Below are 15729 nucleotides of genomic sequence, written 5' to 3'. Positions count from 1 at the left end.
ACCTTCGGCTCCGTACAAAGAGCGTTTGCTCCATCAGGTCGTCAAAGGGTTTGTCCACGCTGTTGGTGCAAGATGGCCGAACAAGCCGATGCTCGGGATCGAGTAGAGCCGATGCGTGCTGGTCGGATAGGATGGGCGCCAACACCTTTGACAGGCGATCATCTTGTCATCATCGGTGACATGGTCGGGAAACCGCAAGGGCAGACCGCCCGCTGCAGAAGTGCCGAGATCAAGAAGACCGATCCGGCCGAAGATGCTGTCTATCAGAGCGGACATAGGAAACAAGAGGTTGGGCCATGCCAGACCAACGCACTCACGCCGGTTTCGTTAGGAACTCTATATCGCCGCGCACAATGTCGGCGTCGACGGCTCCTCGCGGGAGAAGGACTTCCTCGCCTAGGCAAAATCTGAGAAGAATTTACGTAGATCGTGGGGAAGGAGTCCGACGGTGTCCGCCCTTTCCACATTGAGTCGTACCACGTCCGAGGACCAATCTGATCCTTTACCAATCCTCTTGGGGAATTTCCGGCACCAGTCCGGCCAGCCGACCTCGAAGGAACCAAGCGGCCCCTAAAGCGCGAGCCGATCCGGATGCCATGTGGCGAGGAGTTGCTTCAATTCAGCGGCGGGAACGGGCCTGCTCAAGAGAAATCCTTGGACCTCGTCGCAGCCATCGGCTCTGAGATGTTCGAGTTGCTCGATTGTTTCGATCCCTTCTGCAACCGTTGTGCTTTCGAGGCTCTTGCCGAGCCCAGTGATGGCGCGAATGATGGCGGTGGATTGCTTGTTCTCGCCAAGCTCATGCACGAAAGAGCGATCTATCTTGATCTTGTCGAACGGGAACGAGCGCAGATAGCTCAGCGACGAGTAGCCGGTGCCGAAATCATCCATGGCGATCTGCACACCAAGGTCCCGCAACCGGTGGAGGGCGGTCATGGTCGCTTCGTTCTTGAGAAGAAGAACCGATTCCGTGATCTCCAGCTCAAGCCGGCCGGGATCGAGTGCGGAACACGAGAGGGCCGAGCTGACACAATCCACGAGCTTCCCGCTGTTGAATTGTGCAGGAGAGAGGTTGATTGCGACTCTGATGCCTTCGGGCCAAGTGGCGGCCTCTCGGCAGGCTCGATGGAGAACCCATTCGCCAATGGGCTCGATCAGGCCGATATCTTCCGCCAGTGGGACGAATTCCGCAGGCGGAATATGACCGTGGACGGGATGGCGCCAACGCAACAGGGCTTCACATCCAGTGATCCTACCTTCGAGCAGGCTTATGATCGGTTGATAATGAAGGTCAAGCTGCCCTTCAACGAAGGCTTGGCGAAGGTCCTGCTCCATAACCTGCTTCGCCTGCAGGCGGTTGTCCATCTCAACATCGAACAGGCGATAGGTCCGCCCCCCTCCGGCTTTGGCGCAGTAAAGCGCCATGTCAGCGTTTCGTAACAGAACGTCTGTCGTCGTGCCATTTGCCGGCGCGGTTGCGATACCCACGCTCGCCCCACTTACGATCTGCTGCCGTTGAATTGCGAACGGCCTATTGAAGGCCTCAACAACACGGGCGGCGAGGGCAAGGGTATCCTGAATACCCTCCATGTTGAAATGAAGAATGGCGAACTCATCGCCCCCTAAGCGTGCAACGAGATCGCCAGCCGGCAGACAATGTCGCAGGCGGCTTGCCGCTTCGCGCAGGAACTCGTCGCCCGCGGGGTGCCCCAGAGTGTCGTTGACCAGTTTGAGATTGTCGAGGTCGAGGCACAACAGCCCCAGTTCGCCTCCATGTCGAGGGAGATCAGCAAGCGCCGCTTCGAGACGTTCGCGAAACAGAATGCGATTGGGAAGCTCCGTGAGGGCATCATGGTGAGCCATGTAGGCCACGCGGGCCTCGGCTTGGCGACGCTCGGTCACATCGATCGCCGCCGTAAGCACGGCGGAACGCCCCTCGAAGGTGATTGTGCGAGCGAAGGTGTTCACCTCGATGATGCTGCCGTCAGACCTCAGATGACGCCAAAAGCTGCTCAGCCCATCAACATTCGTCAATCGATCAACCACTCGCCGAATGTCGTCCCATTCCTCTCGGGGCCGGATATCGAGCAGCGTCATTCTTTCGAAATGCTGGCGCGTATAGCCATAATGAGCAACGGCCGCATCGTTGACACGAAGAATGCGCAGGCTTTCCGGATCGAACAGCCACATCGGAACGGGATTGCTCTCGAACAGAAGCCGGGAAGACGCCTCGCGCGCCTTGACATCGCTGATGTCGGCGAGGGTCATGGCGAGCAGATCGCCGATGCATCCAATCTCGACCTTGAAGTCGATTTGCCTGCCGCTGGTGGTCGGGTAGGTGAACTCAAACGAGTCTCTCCCGCCGTCGTCAAGAATTTGAGCGAGGCGCTGCAGGATGTTTGTTGCGGGCAGGTTAGGGACGACGCTCGACAGACGCTGCAGGCACAGATCGGACGCAGGTCTCTGAAGTAGGCGTGCGGCTCCCTCGTTCAGCGCCAATATCGTGAAATCGGATACATGTCCCTCATCATCGCGAACGGCACTGAGGGCCAGCATACCCTGATTGGTGGCGCGGAAGATGGCGTCGACAAGGTCCAGGCGCGAGGTCACTCCATCGATGCAGAGCAGGACGAACGGAACGCCCTGCCGGTTTGCGAGGGGAAGTGCAAGAAGGCCCGTGCTCTCGATAGTGCCCTGGCGGGCGCGAATACAGTGGGTTGCCGCCGGGGTCCGGGATTGAAGAGCGTTTTGAGTGATCTCGCGAATCCCATGCGCGATGTCGGCCGACAGCCTCTCAACCTCAAGGCTCTGAATCTCTTGGCCGAGCCAACGCTCGAAGCGAGTGCCGCCCCAGAGGATGGCCAAGGGCTCATGGCCGCTTGTCGCCACGAGGGCGGTGTTGTCGGCGTGGCGGCCGAGCCCGCCAAGGACCATGTCCTCGTAGGAGGGCAGGCTTCCATGTCCCGTCTGCAGGGCGTACCAGCGCTGCTGGAGGGCGGTTACACCGTCGGCCCCGTCGGTCTCCACAGAGATCGCGTGCTGGGAAGGTCGCCCCGATCCACTTCTGGTTTGGGAGACGGTGTCCCGAAGGTCACTTGGCAATCCGAGCGGACCTGTGCCTCTACTCAACCCAAGCAAGATTTCTGCCCTTCGAATGGCCCGCCCGACCCGGAAGGGCGCAGGGCACTATTCAGCTTTCGCTGAGTCGGGTAAGCCCGTTGTGTGTCAGTTCCATGACAATGGTTGGGCCATAATTTCAGATAGTTAATCCCGTCGCGCGGGCGCTTGCTCAAGCGACAGGAGTTCCGGGAAGCGATCATGCAGCTCGCACGCGGGACAGGAACTCATTGATCTCGCTGTCGAGCTCGCGGGAGATGCCAGCAAGGTGGTTGGAAACCTCCAGAACTTGCTCTGCCGTGGCTCCACTCGATGTCGCGGCCGCTTGCACCGACGCAATCCCCCTTGCCATGTCCTGAGTAGCGGAGACGGTGCCTATAATGCTCTCGGCGATCTGCCGTGTGGCTTCCTGTTGTTCGTCCGCTGCGGCCGCGATAACGTTCGCAATGGAGCTGATGTCCCGGATCGTCTGCCCAATTCTGGCAATTGCCTCCACGGTCGCGTCGGCTGCGCTCTTGATGGCGCGGATCTGGTCCGAGATCTGGTCCGTCGCCCTGCTGGTCTGGCTTGCTAGCGCTTTCACCTCATGAGCAACAACGGCAAAGCCTCGGCCCGAGGCACCAGCCCTGGCGGCTTCAATGGTGGCATTGAGAGCCAGGAGATTGGTCTGAGCGGCGATCTTGGCGATGAGTTCGACGACGGAGCCGATTTCGTTTGTCGCATCGGTCAGAGAGCGAGCCGTCATGTCAGTGCTGGAGAGTTCGGAGAGAGCGCATGCCGCAATGGTGACAGCGCCTTTGACCTGCTCGTCGATGCTGCGGGCGGAATCGGACAGGGCTTTGGTCGCATGCTCCGTTGACTTGACCTCGGCGGAAGCATGCTCCGCTCCAGCGCCAACACTCATGACCTGATCCGTTGTGGTCTGCGCAATGTCTCTCATGGAGCGGGCAACCTGACCCATCTGCCCAGCAGATCGGGCGAGATCCTCGGTCACCTGGCGCACGCGGTGCTCGAACGCGGCAGCATTGCGCTCGAGGCGGGCTCCGCGCTCGACGCTTTCGGCCATACTGATGGCAGCCTTCTGATCGCTGGCGTGCTTGTCGCGCAGGGCTTGCTTGAAAGTCGCAATGGATGAGGCCATCGAGCCGATCTCGTCCCGGCGCGTCAGGAACGGGACCGTGACATCAAGGTCGTGATCTGCCAGCGCAGCCATGACGCGCTGCAGGCTTTGGAGAGGGCGCTGGATCTGGACCGTGGCAATCAGGTGGGCGGCGATCAGGGCCAGAACGATACTGCCGAAAGACAGGCTGATCAAAACGAGCTTCGCCTGCCGGCGCGCCTCATCGGCCGACGCCCGAAAGCTCTCGAGCGAGCGCTTGGTCTCGTCGCCGAGTTGCATGATCGCCTTGACCATCATCTCGCGGCTTTTGATCGTCGCCTCATCCGTGGCTTGAATCAGCGCAGCTTTGGGGGAAACATTCATGCCAAGTTCGGCGGTATCCCGCTGATAGGCCAGGAACTCCTGCAGGCGGCCTGAGAGAAGCTGCTTCTTTTCAGGAGCGCTTGCGGCCAGCCACGACATGAATGGTTCCCTGATCCGCTCGATCTCCTCCAGCGCCGCAGCGAGGGACTGAAACTTCAGCTTTGCGTCCTCTTTGTCCTCGGCCGTGTAGACCGCGTGAGACGCCACGACAGCATGCTCGATGGCGCGGGCGAGAGTCTGGGCCTGCAATGCCCCATTCCAGGCAGCCTCGATGGCCATGGTCCGCTCGTGCTCACGATCCATCTGCGCCCAGGTAAACCCGGCAAGACCAAAGGCCGTAAGCCCGACCAAGCCAACAACGGCAGCCAACTTGTGACGCAAGCTGAATAGCATGATTCATGCTCCAATAGGTGTTCGCCGGGCTTGTGCCGTAAAACATCCTACCTGGAAGTTAAACCTAGCCGTCTAGCAATTTATTTCCAACAATGAGTGGCCTGATGCCCCATAATACCGGACTGTTGCAGCGGCGGCGCCCGGCTGCTCTTGCCGTTTCACTGCGCTGTGACGGCGCAAAACTCTGCAGGCTCCTTATGATGTTTCTCTTGTCATCAGGGCGTCAAATAATCCTTCTAGACAGTCGGCATGCAGCGCTACTACTTCCATATCACTGACGGACGTCGTTTGTATCTCGATCCTACAGGATTTACGTTGAGCTGCCCTGCTGCAGCCCGGCGGCACGCCATTGAGGATGCGCGATGCCTGCTGGAAAGCTGGATGGCGCGCAGCACGCTTCCCTGGCGGCTTGAAGTCCATGATAGCAGCGGCACGCTCGTGTGCAGCGTCTCCCTGGCGGAGGCGGCTGTGTCGGAAGCGCGACCTCTATTTCATGATGAGGTCGATCAGGCTGTCTGGTTCGAGGGCAACGTGGAAACGTGCATTGCTTGAACTCATGCTGGGCAGACCTGGCTTGTCGAGCGCCTCCGATGGCAATGCCAAGAGAAGACCAATGCGTTGCCCGAACATCCGGTAGATATTGTCGAAGGCGGGCGTGATTTGCATTCGCGAGCCATTTGTTGCTTTGGGATCTGGAATACTCCGGTGCGCGGTGATCGGATGATCGGGCAGGGCTCGTCGGCCGCGTCACCGCAGACCGATATGACGAAGGACATCCGGGGAGCATCCGGCCGAATGAAAACGTCCCAACTCTTAGGTTTTAACGACCGCGTGTCATGACCCGGGGGGCTGGACATTGAGCGAATGGGGATTGATGTTCTCGTCCGGCTGACTTCCTGCGCTGAAGCTGCGAAAGCGCCCGCGACCCAGTTCGTTCAGAACCATCTCCGCCGAGATGGATCGGACTAAATGTGCCGGGAACAGTGCATTGCCGTGATCAAGGAAGATATTTTGATAATCAGTCATCCTGCTCCGCGCCCGGTGATACCTGGTTTACAATCTCAGCGTCCGGAATTTGGAGCAGATGATGGCGGAGCGCGGCATCCCGATTGATCATGCGACAACCGATCGCCGAACTGTCCAGTATGAGCCGCTGCTGCTGGAGCGGCTCAATCGCCGGAAGGGATCCGCTGCCAGCCGGTGGCATGTGGATGAAACCCATGTCAGAGTCCGCGGGTGGTGGATGTACCGCTCCGGGCCTTCGACAGCAATGGCGACACCGTCGAGTTCTGATTCAGCGAGCACCGAAATCCGGCTGCGGCCTAACGGTTCCTGAGCCAAGCCCTCAAGCCGCATCGCCGGTCCGAGCGGATCGTCATCGACGGCAGTCAAACGAACCCGGAAGCGATCCAATCGTGCGATACGACAGACCGACGGCAAGATCGAACTATGCTCGGGTTTAAGTCGATGGCACGCGCTCGTGGGACCGAGATGGTTCACATGATGCGCAAAGGACGGGCGAAGCATGCCTGCGGTCTGCAGCCATCACTCGCGAAGCAGTTCGATCTACTCGCCGCACGAATGTTGAAGGGGATGCCCGTAGCTCGTCGTCTCAGGTTTGGATTTGCGACAGAACCTTTCCAACGCCGCCTGCGCGGCCGGATTGCACTTCGGGTGCGAGGACCGGGCCTTCTGTCGTGGCCCGTTGAGCCGGTTGAGCAGGCACGAGAGCCCCCACTGGCTCTAGCCGACCTCATGGGACCATACGACATGCTCGCATAGACCATCCATGCGCTAGGCGTTCACCCCATCATGATCTGGCTCTGTGCCAGGTCCCACAGAAGGCGACCCCGCTAGAACGCCCACTCCTGACCCCACACCATGACCGAATGTCCCGGTGAAACTTCCCGGAACTGCCGGGTCGGAGGCACGAAATCCGGCGGCCGTACAGGGCTGCGGATCTCGGAATTCGAGATGGCGCCTTTCATGTGCCGCCGCGTTGGATCGGCGATCGGCACGGCTTCGAGCAGCCGCTTGGTATAAGGATGCTGTGGATTGCCGAAAATCGCCTCACGGGGGCCGATTTCGACGATCTCACCGAGATACATCACCGCCACGCGGTGACTGACCCGTTCGACCACCGCCATGTCATGCGAAATGAAGAGGTAGGCGAGCTTCATCCGCGCCTGCAGGTCCAGCATAAGATTGACGACCTGCGCCTTTACCGAGACGTCGAGAGCCGATACCGACTCGTCGGCGACGATGATGCTGGGTTCCAAGGCGAGAGCACGTGCGATGCAGACGCGTTGCCGCTGGCCGCCGGAGAACTCGTGTGGGAAACGGTAGGCCATGTCTGCCGACAAGCCAACATGATGCAGGAGCTCGGCGACCTTCTCACCAGCCTGGGAGCGGCTGGCGAGCCCATTGATGAGAAGCGGCGCGGCGATCGCATCACCGACGTTGATCCGCGGATTGAGGCTTGCGAACGGATCCTGGAAGATCATCTGAATGCGCTTTCGGCGTTCACGCAGGGATCGCGAATCCAATTGGAGCAGATCCTCACCCTCAAGCAGCACCGAACCGCTCATGGGACGCTGCAATCGCATGATCGAGCGGCCTGTCGTCGACTTGCCGCAGCCGGATTCGCCGACGAGTGCCAGCGTCTCGCCACGCCTCAGGCTGAACGAGACGTTCTCGACCGCATGGACCCTGCCCTTGACTTTGCCGAACAGGCCGGACCGAATCTCGAAACGGGTGGTCAGGTTGGATACTTCCAGCACGGGCTGCTCGGTGGCCGCGACCGTATCCGGTGTTTCTTCCGGAACATCCGACAAGCCTGTGAGTTTGTCGACAACCGGAAAGCGCATGGGCCGTCCGCGACCCTCCATGGAGCCAAGCTTCGGCACGGCCGAGAGGAGCGAGCGTGTATAGGGGTGCTTCGCCCGTGTGAAGATATCAGCGGTGCTTCCGCTCTCGACGGATTCCCCATTATACATCACGACGGTGCGATCCGCGATCTCTGCCACAACGCCCATGTCGTGAGTGATGAAGAGGACAGCCATGCCCTCTTCCTTCTGCAGATCTTTGATCAGCTGGAGAATCTGCGCCTGAATGGTCACGTCGAGCGCGGTCGTCGGCTCGTCCGCTATCAGAAGCTTCGGCTTGCAGGCCAGCGCAAGCGCGATCATCACGCGCTGCCGCATGCCGCCGGAGAAGCGATGCGGATAGTCATGAAAACGGGACTTCGCTGCGGGAATGCGAACTTTCTCAAGCAGCCTGACAGTCTCGGCCTCGGCCTGTGACCTTGAGAGGCCGCGGTGCAGGATGAGCGCCTCGGCAATTTGGAAGCCGACGGTCAGCACTGGGTTGAGCGAGGTCATCGGCTCCTGGAAGATCATGGCGATCTCGTTGCCTCTGATCTCGCGCATGTCTGCGTTCGACAACGTCAGGAGCTCCCGATCAACCAGTTTGATGCTGCCGTCGATCCTGCTGTTGTTCGGCGGGGTCAACTGCATGATCGAGAGCGCGGTTACGCTCTTGCCTGAACCCGATTCGCCGACCACCGCGAGAGTTTCCCTCTCAGCAACGTCGAACGAGACGTTGCGGACGACCGGCTTCCAAACGCCGTCGACACGGAACGCCGTGGTCAGGTTGCTCACAGAAAGGATCGGCTGGCTCATGGTGTCCTCTCGGTCTGCTTCATCAGCCCGGCAGGGCCGAACGATGCGCTAGCGCGTGCCGATACGCAGTCCAAATACCCGCGGGATGGCGGCTGCGGCCTGCATCAGCAGGCCGGCCTTGGTTCCCTGCTCGTCGGCCTCCTCGGAACCGATGATCCCCCAGCGGACGAAGCGTCCACCGATGGTCCGGAACGGCTCCGGCGGCAGGGAGGGAACATCGCGCGTGCACAGGGGGAGCGTTGACCATTCGTCCTTGACCCCAAGGACGAGCGACGCCAGACACTGACCACCCATATAGGTCGGATTCACGCCGTGGCCGGAATAGCCGCAGCCGTAATGGACGCGCGTTCCAGGTACCGTCCGGAAGAACGGCAAGCGGTCGGCAGAGATGTCGATGCCACCACCCCAGCTCTTCGCCACGGGAACATTGGCGAAGGTCGGCAGCAATCGGCGAAGCGCCCTCTCGGCGCGGGCGGCCGAGGCAGTGTCCTGGGTCAGACCGGGATCGGAAGTGCTGCCGTTGTAACTGATCGGGCCGGAGCCCGAGCCCATGAGAATCCGCCCGTCGCGCGTCTTGCGGAAATAGTGGACGAACATCCTCAAGTCGGCGAGCCCTTCGTCACCGTGCCATCCGGCTTCGTCGAGGGCATGCGGTGCAGGCTCCGTCATCAAGGCGAAGCTCGAGAACACGGTGACATGAGGCTTCACGTCGGAGCGGCGCGCAAGCTCGATATTTGTCGCCAGCACGACCTCGCGGGCAATGATCTGGCCGTTCGGCGTCCGCACGCGATTCGGCGTGCCAACATCAAGGCCCGTCATGGGTGTATTTTCGTAGACGGCGACCCCAGCATCGATCACCGCTTTGCGCAGAGCGCGCGCTAGCCGGGCAGGGTGGACATTCGCACCCTCCGGAAGGAAAATGCCGCCGCGGAAGGCCGGCGACTTGCAGCGCTGGGCGACTTCCGCCGGCGAGAGTGCGTAAACCGTATCCGGAACCCCAAGCCGTTTCGCGGTCGTGATATAGTTCGAAATCTTTGCATCCTGCCCGGCTGAAGCCGACACGCGCACATTGCCTGCCTCCCGCCACCACACGTCACGGCCCGGAGCTGTTGCGAAGCGACGGATGGCGTCCTGCGCCCGTGTTCCGGCGCGTGCAACGGCCAGAGCGCCATCGGCTCCGATATTGGCTTCCATGCCCGCGAGCGCCGACCAATAACCATGGACTTTGCCGCCGTTCTTGCCGCTCGCGCCCGATCCGCATAGGGAGGCTTCGATCAGAGCCACCGAGAGGTCCGGCGCGCGCTCCTTGAGCGCGAGCGCCGTCCACAATCCGGTGAACCCGCCGCCGACGATCGCGACATCCGCAGCCGTCTCGCCGGAAAGGGAGGGTGACGGCGGAGTGCCTTTCTCCGCTTGCATCGCATCCGCGAACCACCAGGAGGGATCGCACGGCTTGACGCTCGGAACGCGGTGATCAGTGAGCATGCAACACCTAGCTGGACTGAAGTTGGAAAAGTCGTTTCGCAGGGATGAGAGCCCCCGCAGCCGACGCTGCGGGCGCTCTCATGGATCAGACAAGGCCTTGAACCTGAATCTCGACGAGAATGGCATCGTGCGCGAGCCGGGCCTCGACGGTGGCGCGAGCGGGCGGGCATTTCGGGTCGACCCAAGCTTCCCAGGCCTCATTCATTTCGTTGAACGTGGTGATATCCTTCAGCCAGACATTGCCGGTGACCAATCGGGTCTTATCGGTTCCCGCGAGCGCAAGGTAATGGTCGATCTGCGCAAGAATATCGGCCGTCTGTTCGCGGACGCCGCCGCTGCGGTCTTTCGCGGTGAGTCCAGATAGAAATACGAAACCATTTGCGACCAGGGCCTTGCTGAGGCGGCCGGTGTTTTCGTGACGCTCGATCATTCGGTGATTACTCCAGTTGAAATCGGCTTATGCAACCGCGAACCTGCGGCGACATTCCTATGGAAACCTGCCGGGCTTCGGCACGTCGTGAGCGGTTGCCTTAAAGGTGCTTATCCTGGATGTTGATGATCCAGATCAGCTTTGCTTCGGCGTCGTGGCGGTTCTCCAGCTTGTGCGGGAGCGTGCTCTTGAATTGGAAGCTGTCGCCTTCGAAAAGCTCGGCGACTTCGTTTCCAACAGTCAGTTCGACCCGCCCCGACATGACATAGCCGCCCTTGTCGCCTGGCCCGCTCAGCATCTCTTCGCTTTCCGCTCCCGGGGGCAGCGTCAGAATCATGAAGCGAAGATTTTCGCTGCTGCTGGGGGAGAGGAGCTCCTTGGTCAGGTGCATCTTTCCGGCCACGATGCGGGGGCGATTATCCTTGCGGCGCACGAAATGCAGCTTATCGGACGAGGGGCTCGGCGCATCCTCAAAGAATTGCCAGAGATTGACGCCGAGAGCCGAGTTTATCTTCACCAGGGTGCTGATCGAAGGGCTCGACGCGCCGCGTTCGATTTGACTGATGATGCCTGAAGAGACTCCGGCCTTGGCGGCGAGTTCGGCGATCGTGAGCTTTCTTTCAGTGCGCAGCCTGCGCAACCTTCGTCCGATCCCCTGCGATTGGTCGTCGGGAAGTTCGGCTTCAAAGTCCGAACCGGGTCTGGGCTTAGCGGTCAATGGCATGGTTCGCAAATCCAATATATTGAACATGAGCCATACTTCCAACCGTGGCGCCGCGCAATCGCCTGTGGCCGGATTTTTGATAATTTTCACTTACTATCAGCAGAGATTGCCCGCCGCGGCGCGGATTGGCAGGGGCGGGGAGCGGTTGTCGTGTCAGTCTATCCTCATCACGATCTTGACGTGACGTGTATTATAATGAATTGATTGTTCATCGCGTCGGTGCGGGCGCGCCTCATCTCCAGGCGAAACAGAAGCGCGTGGAGGCCAGGTGCTCATGCCCAAGCGCGAATATCCTTCCGGCGCGGTCATGGTCGCCGCGTCCTGCCTCGCAATCTGCTTCAGGGGATCTGCTGAAGCACTGGCTCGCAACAGAACCAACAACAAGGGAATGGAGAAACAGCATGTCAGATCGATCGAAGTGGAGGAATGGGATGGGATCGGCTCTTCCGGCCATGCGCCGGCGAGATTTTCTGAGCCTGAGCGCTGCTGGAATTGCCGCGTCGATCGGGTTTGGGGCTAGAGCCCAGTCGGGCGCCGCTGTTCCGCCGCCGCCCAAGGAGCGTCGGGGTCAGGTGGTCGTCGGCCTGTCTCAGGAGCCGAAGTCGTTCAATCCCCTGATGCCGGGCGTCGAGGTCGACGAGGTTGTCTGGACCAGCGTGTTCTCTTGCCTCTGGATGGCCCACCCTGATGGCACGTTCGTGCCGGATCTCGCCGTTGCCCTGCCGAGCGAGGAGAATGGCGGAATTGCCGAGGGAGGCCTCGTATGGACGGTGAAGCTTCGGGAAGGCGTGGTCTGGCACGACGGCACGCCCTTCACGGCGGAAGACGTCAAGTATTCTCTCGAGCTGATCATGGCGCCAGGCTTCAAAAGCCGCACGCGCGTCGGGCATGATCTTGTTCGCGATATCGTCGTCAAGGGACCGCACGAGATCTCCTGGCGAATGGAGCGGGCATTCGCGCCCTACCTCGCCCAGCTCGCCAACACCCAAATCGTGCCCAAGCATATTCTCTCCAAGGCGGATGATCCGAACACGGCAGCCTTCAATGGCAGCCCCATCGGAACCGGCCCGTTCCGCTGGAGCGAGCGCCGCCCCGGAGACAGCATCACGCTCGTCGCCAATGAGCGGTATCATGGCGACGGGCCTTATCTTGAAGGGGTTGTCCTCAAATACATTCCTGACATGACAGCGCTCTATGCGCAGTTCAGGACCGGGCAGGTCGATTTCGTCCCCATTTCCGGAATTCCCGCGAACTACTACGACGAGGCCACGAAGCTCCCCGGCCGGAAGGTTGCGGTGGCTCCGAGCGGAAATATCGAGGTCATCATGCCCAACCTCGAACACCCCGCCTTCGCTGAAAAGGCGGTGCGGCAGGCTCTGTACGCCTCCATCAACAAGGAGGCGATCGTTGACGCTCTTTATTACGGTGTGCCAAAGCCCACGGAATCCTACTCGCCTCGCGAATCGTGGGCGTACAATCCCGACCTGCCGAAGCACGAATACGATCTCGCAAAGGCCAACCAGCTTCTGGACGAGGCAGGATGGAAGCGTGGCGGGCGCGGTATCCGTGAGAAGAACGGAAACCGCCTCGAGTTCGACCTGTCCACGACAACCGGCAACGCGCTGCGCGAGCAGTGCCAGCAGTTGATGATGCAGGATTGGCAGCAGATCGGCGTCGCCATTAAAATCAACAACATGCCTGGCGCCGTCATCTGGGGCGACTTTTATGTTCGGTCGCAGTTCCAGGCTCTGCTGGTCGGAACGGCCTTCCGAACCGGCGTCGATCCGGATCCCGCACCACGTTTCGCAAGCGATGCGATTCCCGTTAAGGGCGGGAGCGGCGGGAACTACATGCAGTGGGTCAACGCCGAAGCGGACAAACTGATGAAGGAAGGGCAAATCACCTTCAATCAGGAGAAGCGGAAGGAGATCTATTTCAAGGTCCAGGAAATCGTCCGCGAAGAGCTGCCGATCCTGCCGCTGTTCCAGTATGCGCCTCTCGAAGGGATCAAAGAGGGCCTGATCGGTTATCGCCCCAACATCAACCAGCGCCAGAATGCCTGGAACATGGGCACCTGGTACTGGGCCCGCTGATCCCCGTCTGGTCGCGTTAGGAGCGTCATCGCGTGAGTGGCTTTCTCATTCGTCGCCTGCTGCAGGCCGTCGTGCTGCTTTTCATCGTGTCGATGATCGGATTTGCGATTCTGCATCTGGCACCCGGTGGTCCGCTTTCGCAGTTTGCGGCAAGCGGCGACATGACCCAAGCCGATCTCGACCGATTGTCGGCCCAACTCGGGCTTGATCGACCCCTGCCGGTGCAGTATGTCGAGTGGCTCCGACGACTCCTCGGCGGCGATTGGGGCGTCTCCTATCGCGACCAGCAACCCGTCCTAACGATTATCGCAGCGCATATCGGCCCCACCCTGGAGCTGATGCTCAGCTCCACCCTGCTCGCGATGCTGCTGGGGGCCTGGATCGGCATTCTCGGAGCTGTCAGGCGTTATTCGCTGTTCGACAGTCTTGCGACGATTGGCGCGATGATCGCCCTGTCCATTCCGACCTTCTGGTTCGGACTCGTGATCATCTATGTCTTTTCCGTGGGGCTCGGTTGGCTGCCCGCCGGCAACCGTTTTACGGTCGGCGACGGCTCCTTCCTGAACCGGCTGCATCACCTGATCGGCCCCTGCATTGTGCTCGCCCTTGTCAGCACGGCTGTTTGGAGCCGGTACATGCGCTCGTCCATGCTGGAAGTGATCAACCAGGACTATATCCGCACGGCGAGAGCCAAGGGCTTGCCCGAGCGCTACATCCTCGTCAGACATGCCCTGCGCAACGCCCTGTTGCCGATGATCACGATCACAGGACTCCACGTGCCGACGCTGTTGAGCGGAGCCCTTGTTACCGAAACCGTCTTCACATGGCCGGGAATGGGAAGGCTGTTCCTCGATTCCATCAATTACCGGGACTATCCGACAGTCATGGGAATCCTCATGCTCACAGCGATCCTGGTCCTCCTCGGGAGTCTGATCGCCGACGTCCTCTACGGCATCGCCGATCCGCGTATCGAAAGGTATGGGCAATGAACGCTGCCAACCCGTCTCCGGCACAGACGCTTGCCTCCGCGCCGCGATCGCGCTGGAGCAGCCCCGCCATGCGCCGCTTCTGGCGTCACAAGCTCGCGGTATTCGGCGCGGCGACGATCATTGTCATGGTGATCGCCTGCGTTCTCGGGCCGATGCTGCTGCCGTACAACGATACGCACATCGACATCCGCCAGCGCTTCGCGCCGCCTTTCTCTGGCTCTCACATCCTCGGTACAGATCCACTCGGGCGCGACATTCTCGCCCGCCTTCTGATGGCGGGCCGCATCTCGCTTTCGGTCGGGTTCTCGGCCATGGCCGTCAGCATGGCGATCGGCATCTGCGTTGGTCTTATCGCGGGATTCTACCAGCGAGCGATTGGCACGGCGCTAATGCGCTTCGTCGATGCTATGCTCTGCTTTCCATCGATCTTCCTGCTGCTTGCAGTCTCCGCTTTGATCGAACCGTCCGTGCCCTCGATCATTCTCCTGATCGCCATGACGTCATGGATGGAGGTGGCGCGCGTCGTCGAAGGTCAGATCCGATCGCTCCGCACGCGTGATTTCGCTGTTGCCGCGATGTCGATGGGCGCGAGCAACACGCGTATCATGTTCCGGGAGCTGCTACCGAATGCGATTGCCCCAATCGTGGTCGCCGCGACGCTCAATGTAGCCCATGCCATTCTGGCTGAAAGCTACATCAGCTTCCTTGGATACGGCATTCAGCCACCGACGCCGAGCTGGGGCAACATGCTTGAGAATGCGCAAAGTTATCTCACCAGCGCTCCCTGGTTGGCCATTCTGCCTGGGGCAGCCATTACGCTTGCGGTGACGAGCTTTAACTTTGTTGGCGATGGCTTGCGCGATGCGCTGGATCCGCGGTTAGACGCGCGGTGATTGCAGATAGGATGGGGTTGAGGATAAGCGAGTCAACCTTGCCAACTCCATCGCCCGTCTTGGCATGGCAGGCGGATCCCGTTCGGCGGATCGAACGGCATCATTGCCAGAGACTCGGAATGGTTGACCGAAGCTCCTCAGGCACGATCGTTGTCTTGTTCCCTGAATTCTCAGCGGTCGAGATCACGCAAAGCTGGTATGGCCATGTCGCCACTAGCCGCGACACGGTGGCCCGGAGTTCTTCGTGGAATGGCATCCGGCATGCAGCCGACTATCGCGCGCGGCTCGAGCGTCGGGTGAGCGCGATGGGCCGGAAAGAAGTCCGCCTGCTGCCGTTCCGTTGCGCAACGACGAGGCGTGGTTCATGCCTGCCGTCTTAGCATGACTGAACCTGCAGGATCGTCTGGCAGAGCGGACAAGACATCAGCTCAGCTGTATTCAC

Annotated in this window: 12 protein-coding genes and 2 pseudogenes; 6 read left to right on the top strand and 8 right to left on the bottom strand. The window is 60.5% G+C overall.

From position 1 onward, the window contains the following. Positions 1 to 19 precede the first annotated feature (19 nt). A pseudogene (locus GR328_RS27565) lies at positions 20 to 267 on the bottom strand (serine hydrolase); the annotation flags it as partial. 303 nt (positions 268 to 570) lie between these two features. Further along, positions 571 to 2190 carry a putative bifunctional diguanylate cyclase/phosphodiesterase gene (locus GR328_RS19420; RefSeq protein ID WP_246215985.1) on the bottom strand — a complete coding sequence of 540 codons (1620 nt, stop codon included), beginning with the start codon at positions 2188 to 2190 and terminating at the stop codon, positions 571 to 573. A gap of 327 nt (positions 2191 to 2517) precedes the next feature. On the opposite strand from GR328_RS19420, the gene GR328_RS27560 reads away from it, so the two are divergent. Next, positions 2518 to 3204: a hypothetical protein gene (locus tag GR328_RS27560; RefSeq protein WP_246215988.1), complete on the top strand. Its 687-nt coding sequence runs from the start codon at positions 2518 to 2520 to the stop codon at positions 3202 to 3204. 112 nt (positions 3205 to 3316) lie between these two features. Here the strand turns inward: GR328_RS27560 and GR328_RS19415 are convergent, their stop codons facing one another. Then, complete coding sequence (locus GR328_RS19415; protein ID WP_160886734.1) at positions 3317 to 4993, bottom strand: methyl-accepting chemotaxis protein; 1677 nt, start codon at positions 4991 to 4993, stop codon at positions 3317 to 3319. Between the two features lie 249 nt (positions 4994 to 5242). Here GR328_RS19415 and GR328_RS19410 point away from each other — a divergent pair, with 249 nt between their 5' ends. Beyond that, positions 5243 to 5545 (top strand): DUF6894 family protein, encoded by a 303-nt coding sequence (locus GR328_RS19410; RefSeq protein WP_160886732.1) that lies wholly within the window; start codon positions 5243 to 5245, stop codon positions 5543 to 5545. Positions 5546 to 5827: 282 nt separating this feature from the next. Here the strand turns inward: GR328_RS19410 and GR328_RS28615 are convergent, their stop codons facing one another. Then, a complete protein-coding gene (locus GR328_RS28615) occupies positions 5828 to 6019 on the bottom strand; it encodes a hypothetical protein (protein WP_160886730.1) in 192 nt (63 codons plus the stop codon). A gap of 19 nt (positions 6020 to 6038) precedes the next feature. On the opposite strand from GR328_RS28615, the pseudogene GR328_RS26705 reads away from it, so the two are divergent. Further along, positions 6039 to 6571 (top strand): annotated as a pseudogene (locus GR328_RS26705) (IS6 family transposase); the annotation flags it as partial. Positions 6572 to 6846: 275 nt separating this feature from the next. Here GR328_RS26705 and GR328_RS19395 read toward each other — a convergent pair. The 4 genes from GR328_RS19395 to GR328_RS19380 all read right to left on the bottom strand — a co-directional run bounded on the left by GR328_RS19395 (position 6847) and on the right by GR328_RS19380 (position 11402). Further along, positions 6847 to 8673, bottom strand: a complete 1827-nt coding sequence (locus tag GR328_RS19395; RefSeq protein WP_160886726.1) for an ABC transporter ATP-binding protein — start codon at positions 8671 to 8673, stop codon at positions 6847 to 6849. 48 nt (positions 8674 to 8721) lie between these two features. After that, positions 8722 to 10158 carry an NAD(P)/FAD-dependent oxidoreductase gene (locus GR328_RS19390; protein ID WP_160886724.1) on the bottom strand — a complete coding sequence of 479 codons (1437 nt, stop codon included), beginning with the start codon at positions 10156 to 10158 and terminating at the stop codon, positions 8722 to 8724. An 85-nt stretch (positions 10159 to 10243) separates the two neighbouring features. After that, entirely contained in the window at positions 10244 to 10588 is a 345-nt protein-coding gene (locus GR328_RS19385; RefSeq protein WP_160886722.1) for a RidA family protein, read from the bottom strand. Between the two features lie 100 nt (positions 10589 to 10688). Then, complete coding sequence (locus GR328_RS19380; protein WP_160886720.1) at positions 10689 to 11402, bottom strand: cupin domain-containing protein; 714 nt, start codon at positions 11400 to 11402, stop codon at positions 10689 to 10691. A 341-nt stretch (positions 11403 to 11743) separates the two neighbouring features. Here GR328_RS19380 and GR328_RS19375 point away from each other — a divergent pair, with 341 nt between their 5' ends. Genes GR328_RS19375 through GR328_RS19365 form a run of 3 tightly spaced genes read left to right on the top strand, consistent with a single transcriptional unit; the run spans position 11744 to position 15287 of the window. Beyond that, positions 11744 to 13405 carry a peptide ABC transporter substrate-binding protein gene (locus tag GR328_RS19375; RefSeq protein WP_246215978.1) on the top strand — a complete coding sequence of 554 codons (1662 nt, stop codon included), beginning with the start codon at positions 11744 to 11746 and terminating at the stop codon, positions 13403 to 13405. Between the two features lie 32 nt (positions 13406 to 13437). After that, complete coding sequence (locus tag GR328_RS19370; protein WP_160886716.1) at positions 13438 to 14394, top strand: ABC transporter permease subunit; 957 nt, start codon at positions 13438 to 13440, stop codon at positions 14392 to 14394. Continuing rightward, positions 14391 to 15287: an ABC transporter permease gene (locus tag GR328_RS19365; protein WP_160886714.1), complete on the top strand. Its 897-nt coding sequence runs from the start codon at positions 14391 to 14393 to the stop codon at positions 15285 to 15287. Before GR328_RS19370 ends, GR328_RS19365 begins: the two co-directional genes overlap by 4 nt. The last annotated feature ends 442 nt before the right edge of the window (positions 15288 to 15729 follow it).

Source organism: Microvirga makkahensis (genome assembly GCF_009830105.1).
Taxonomy (GTDB): Bacteria; Pseudomonadota; Alphaproteobacteria; order Rhizobiales; family Beijerinckiaceae; genus Microvirga; species Microvirga makkahensis.
Note: the sequence above shows the minus strand (reverse complement) of the source record. Positions and strands in the feature narration are given on the sequence as shown.

Coding starts and splice junctions, on each gene's coding strand:
- GR328_RS19415 (WP_160886734.1), bottom strand. CDS start 4,993: ATGCTATTCAGCTTGCGTCACAAGTTGGCTGCCGTTGTTGGCTTGGTC.
- GR328_RS19395 (WP_160886726.1), bottom strand. CDS start 8,673: ATGAGCCAGCCGATCCTTTCTGTGAGCAACCTGACCACGGCGTTCCGT.
- GR328_RS27560 (WP_246215988.1), top strand. CDS start 2,518: ATGTCCCTCATCATCGCGAACGGCACTGAGGGCCAGCATACCCTGATT.
- GR328_RS19375 (WP_246215978.1), top strand. CDS start 11,744: ATGGGATCGGCTCTTCCGGCCATGCGCCGGCGAGATTTTCTGAGCCTG.
- GR328_RS19410 (WP_160886732.1), top strand. CDS start 5,243: ATGCAGCGCTACTACTTCCATATCACTGACGGACGTCGTTTGTATCTC.
- GR328_RS28615 (WP_160886730.1), bottom strand. CDS start 6,019: ATGACTGATTATCAAAATATCTTCCTTGATCACGGCAATGCACTGTTC.
- GR328_RS19420 (WP_246215985.1), bottom strand. CDS start 2,190: ATGTGGCTGTTCGATCCGGAAAGCCTGCGCATTCTTCGTGTCAACGAT.
- GR328_RS19365 (WP_160886714.1), top strand. CDS start 14,391: ATGAACGCTGCCAACCCGTCTCCGGCACAGACGCTTGCCTCCGCGCCG.
- GR328_RS19385 (WP_160886722.1), bottom strand. CDS start 10,588: ATGATCGAGCGTCACGAAAACACCGGCCGCCTCAGCAAGGCCCTGGTC.
- GR328_RS19390 (WP_160886724.1), bottom strand. CDS start 10,158: ATGCTCACTGATCACCGCGTTCCGAGCGTCAAGCCGTGCGATCCCTCC.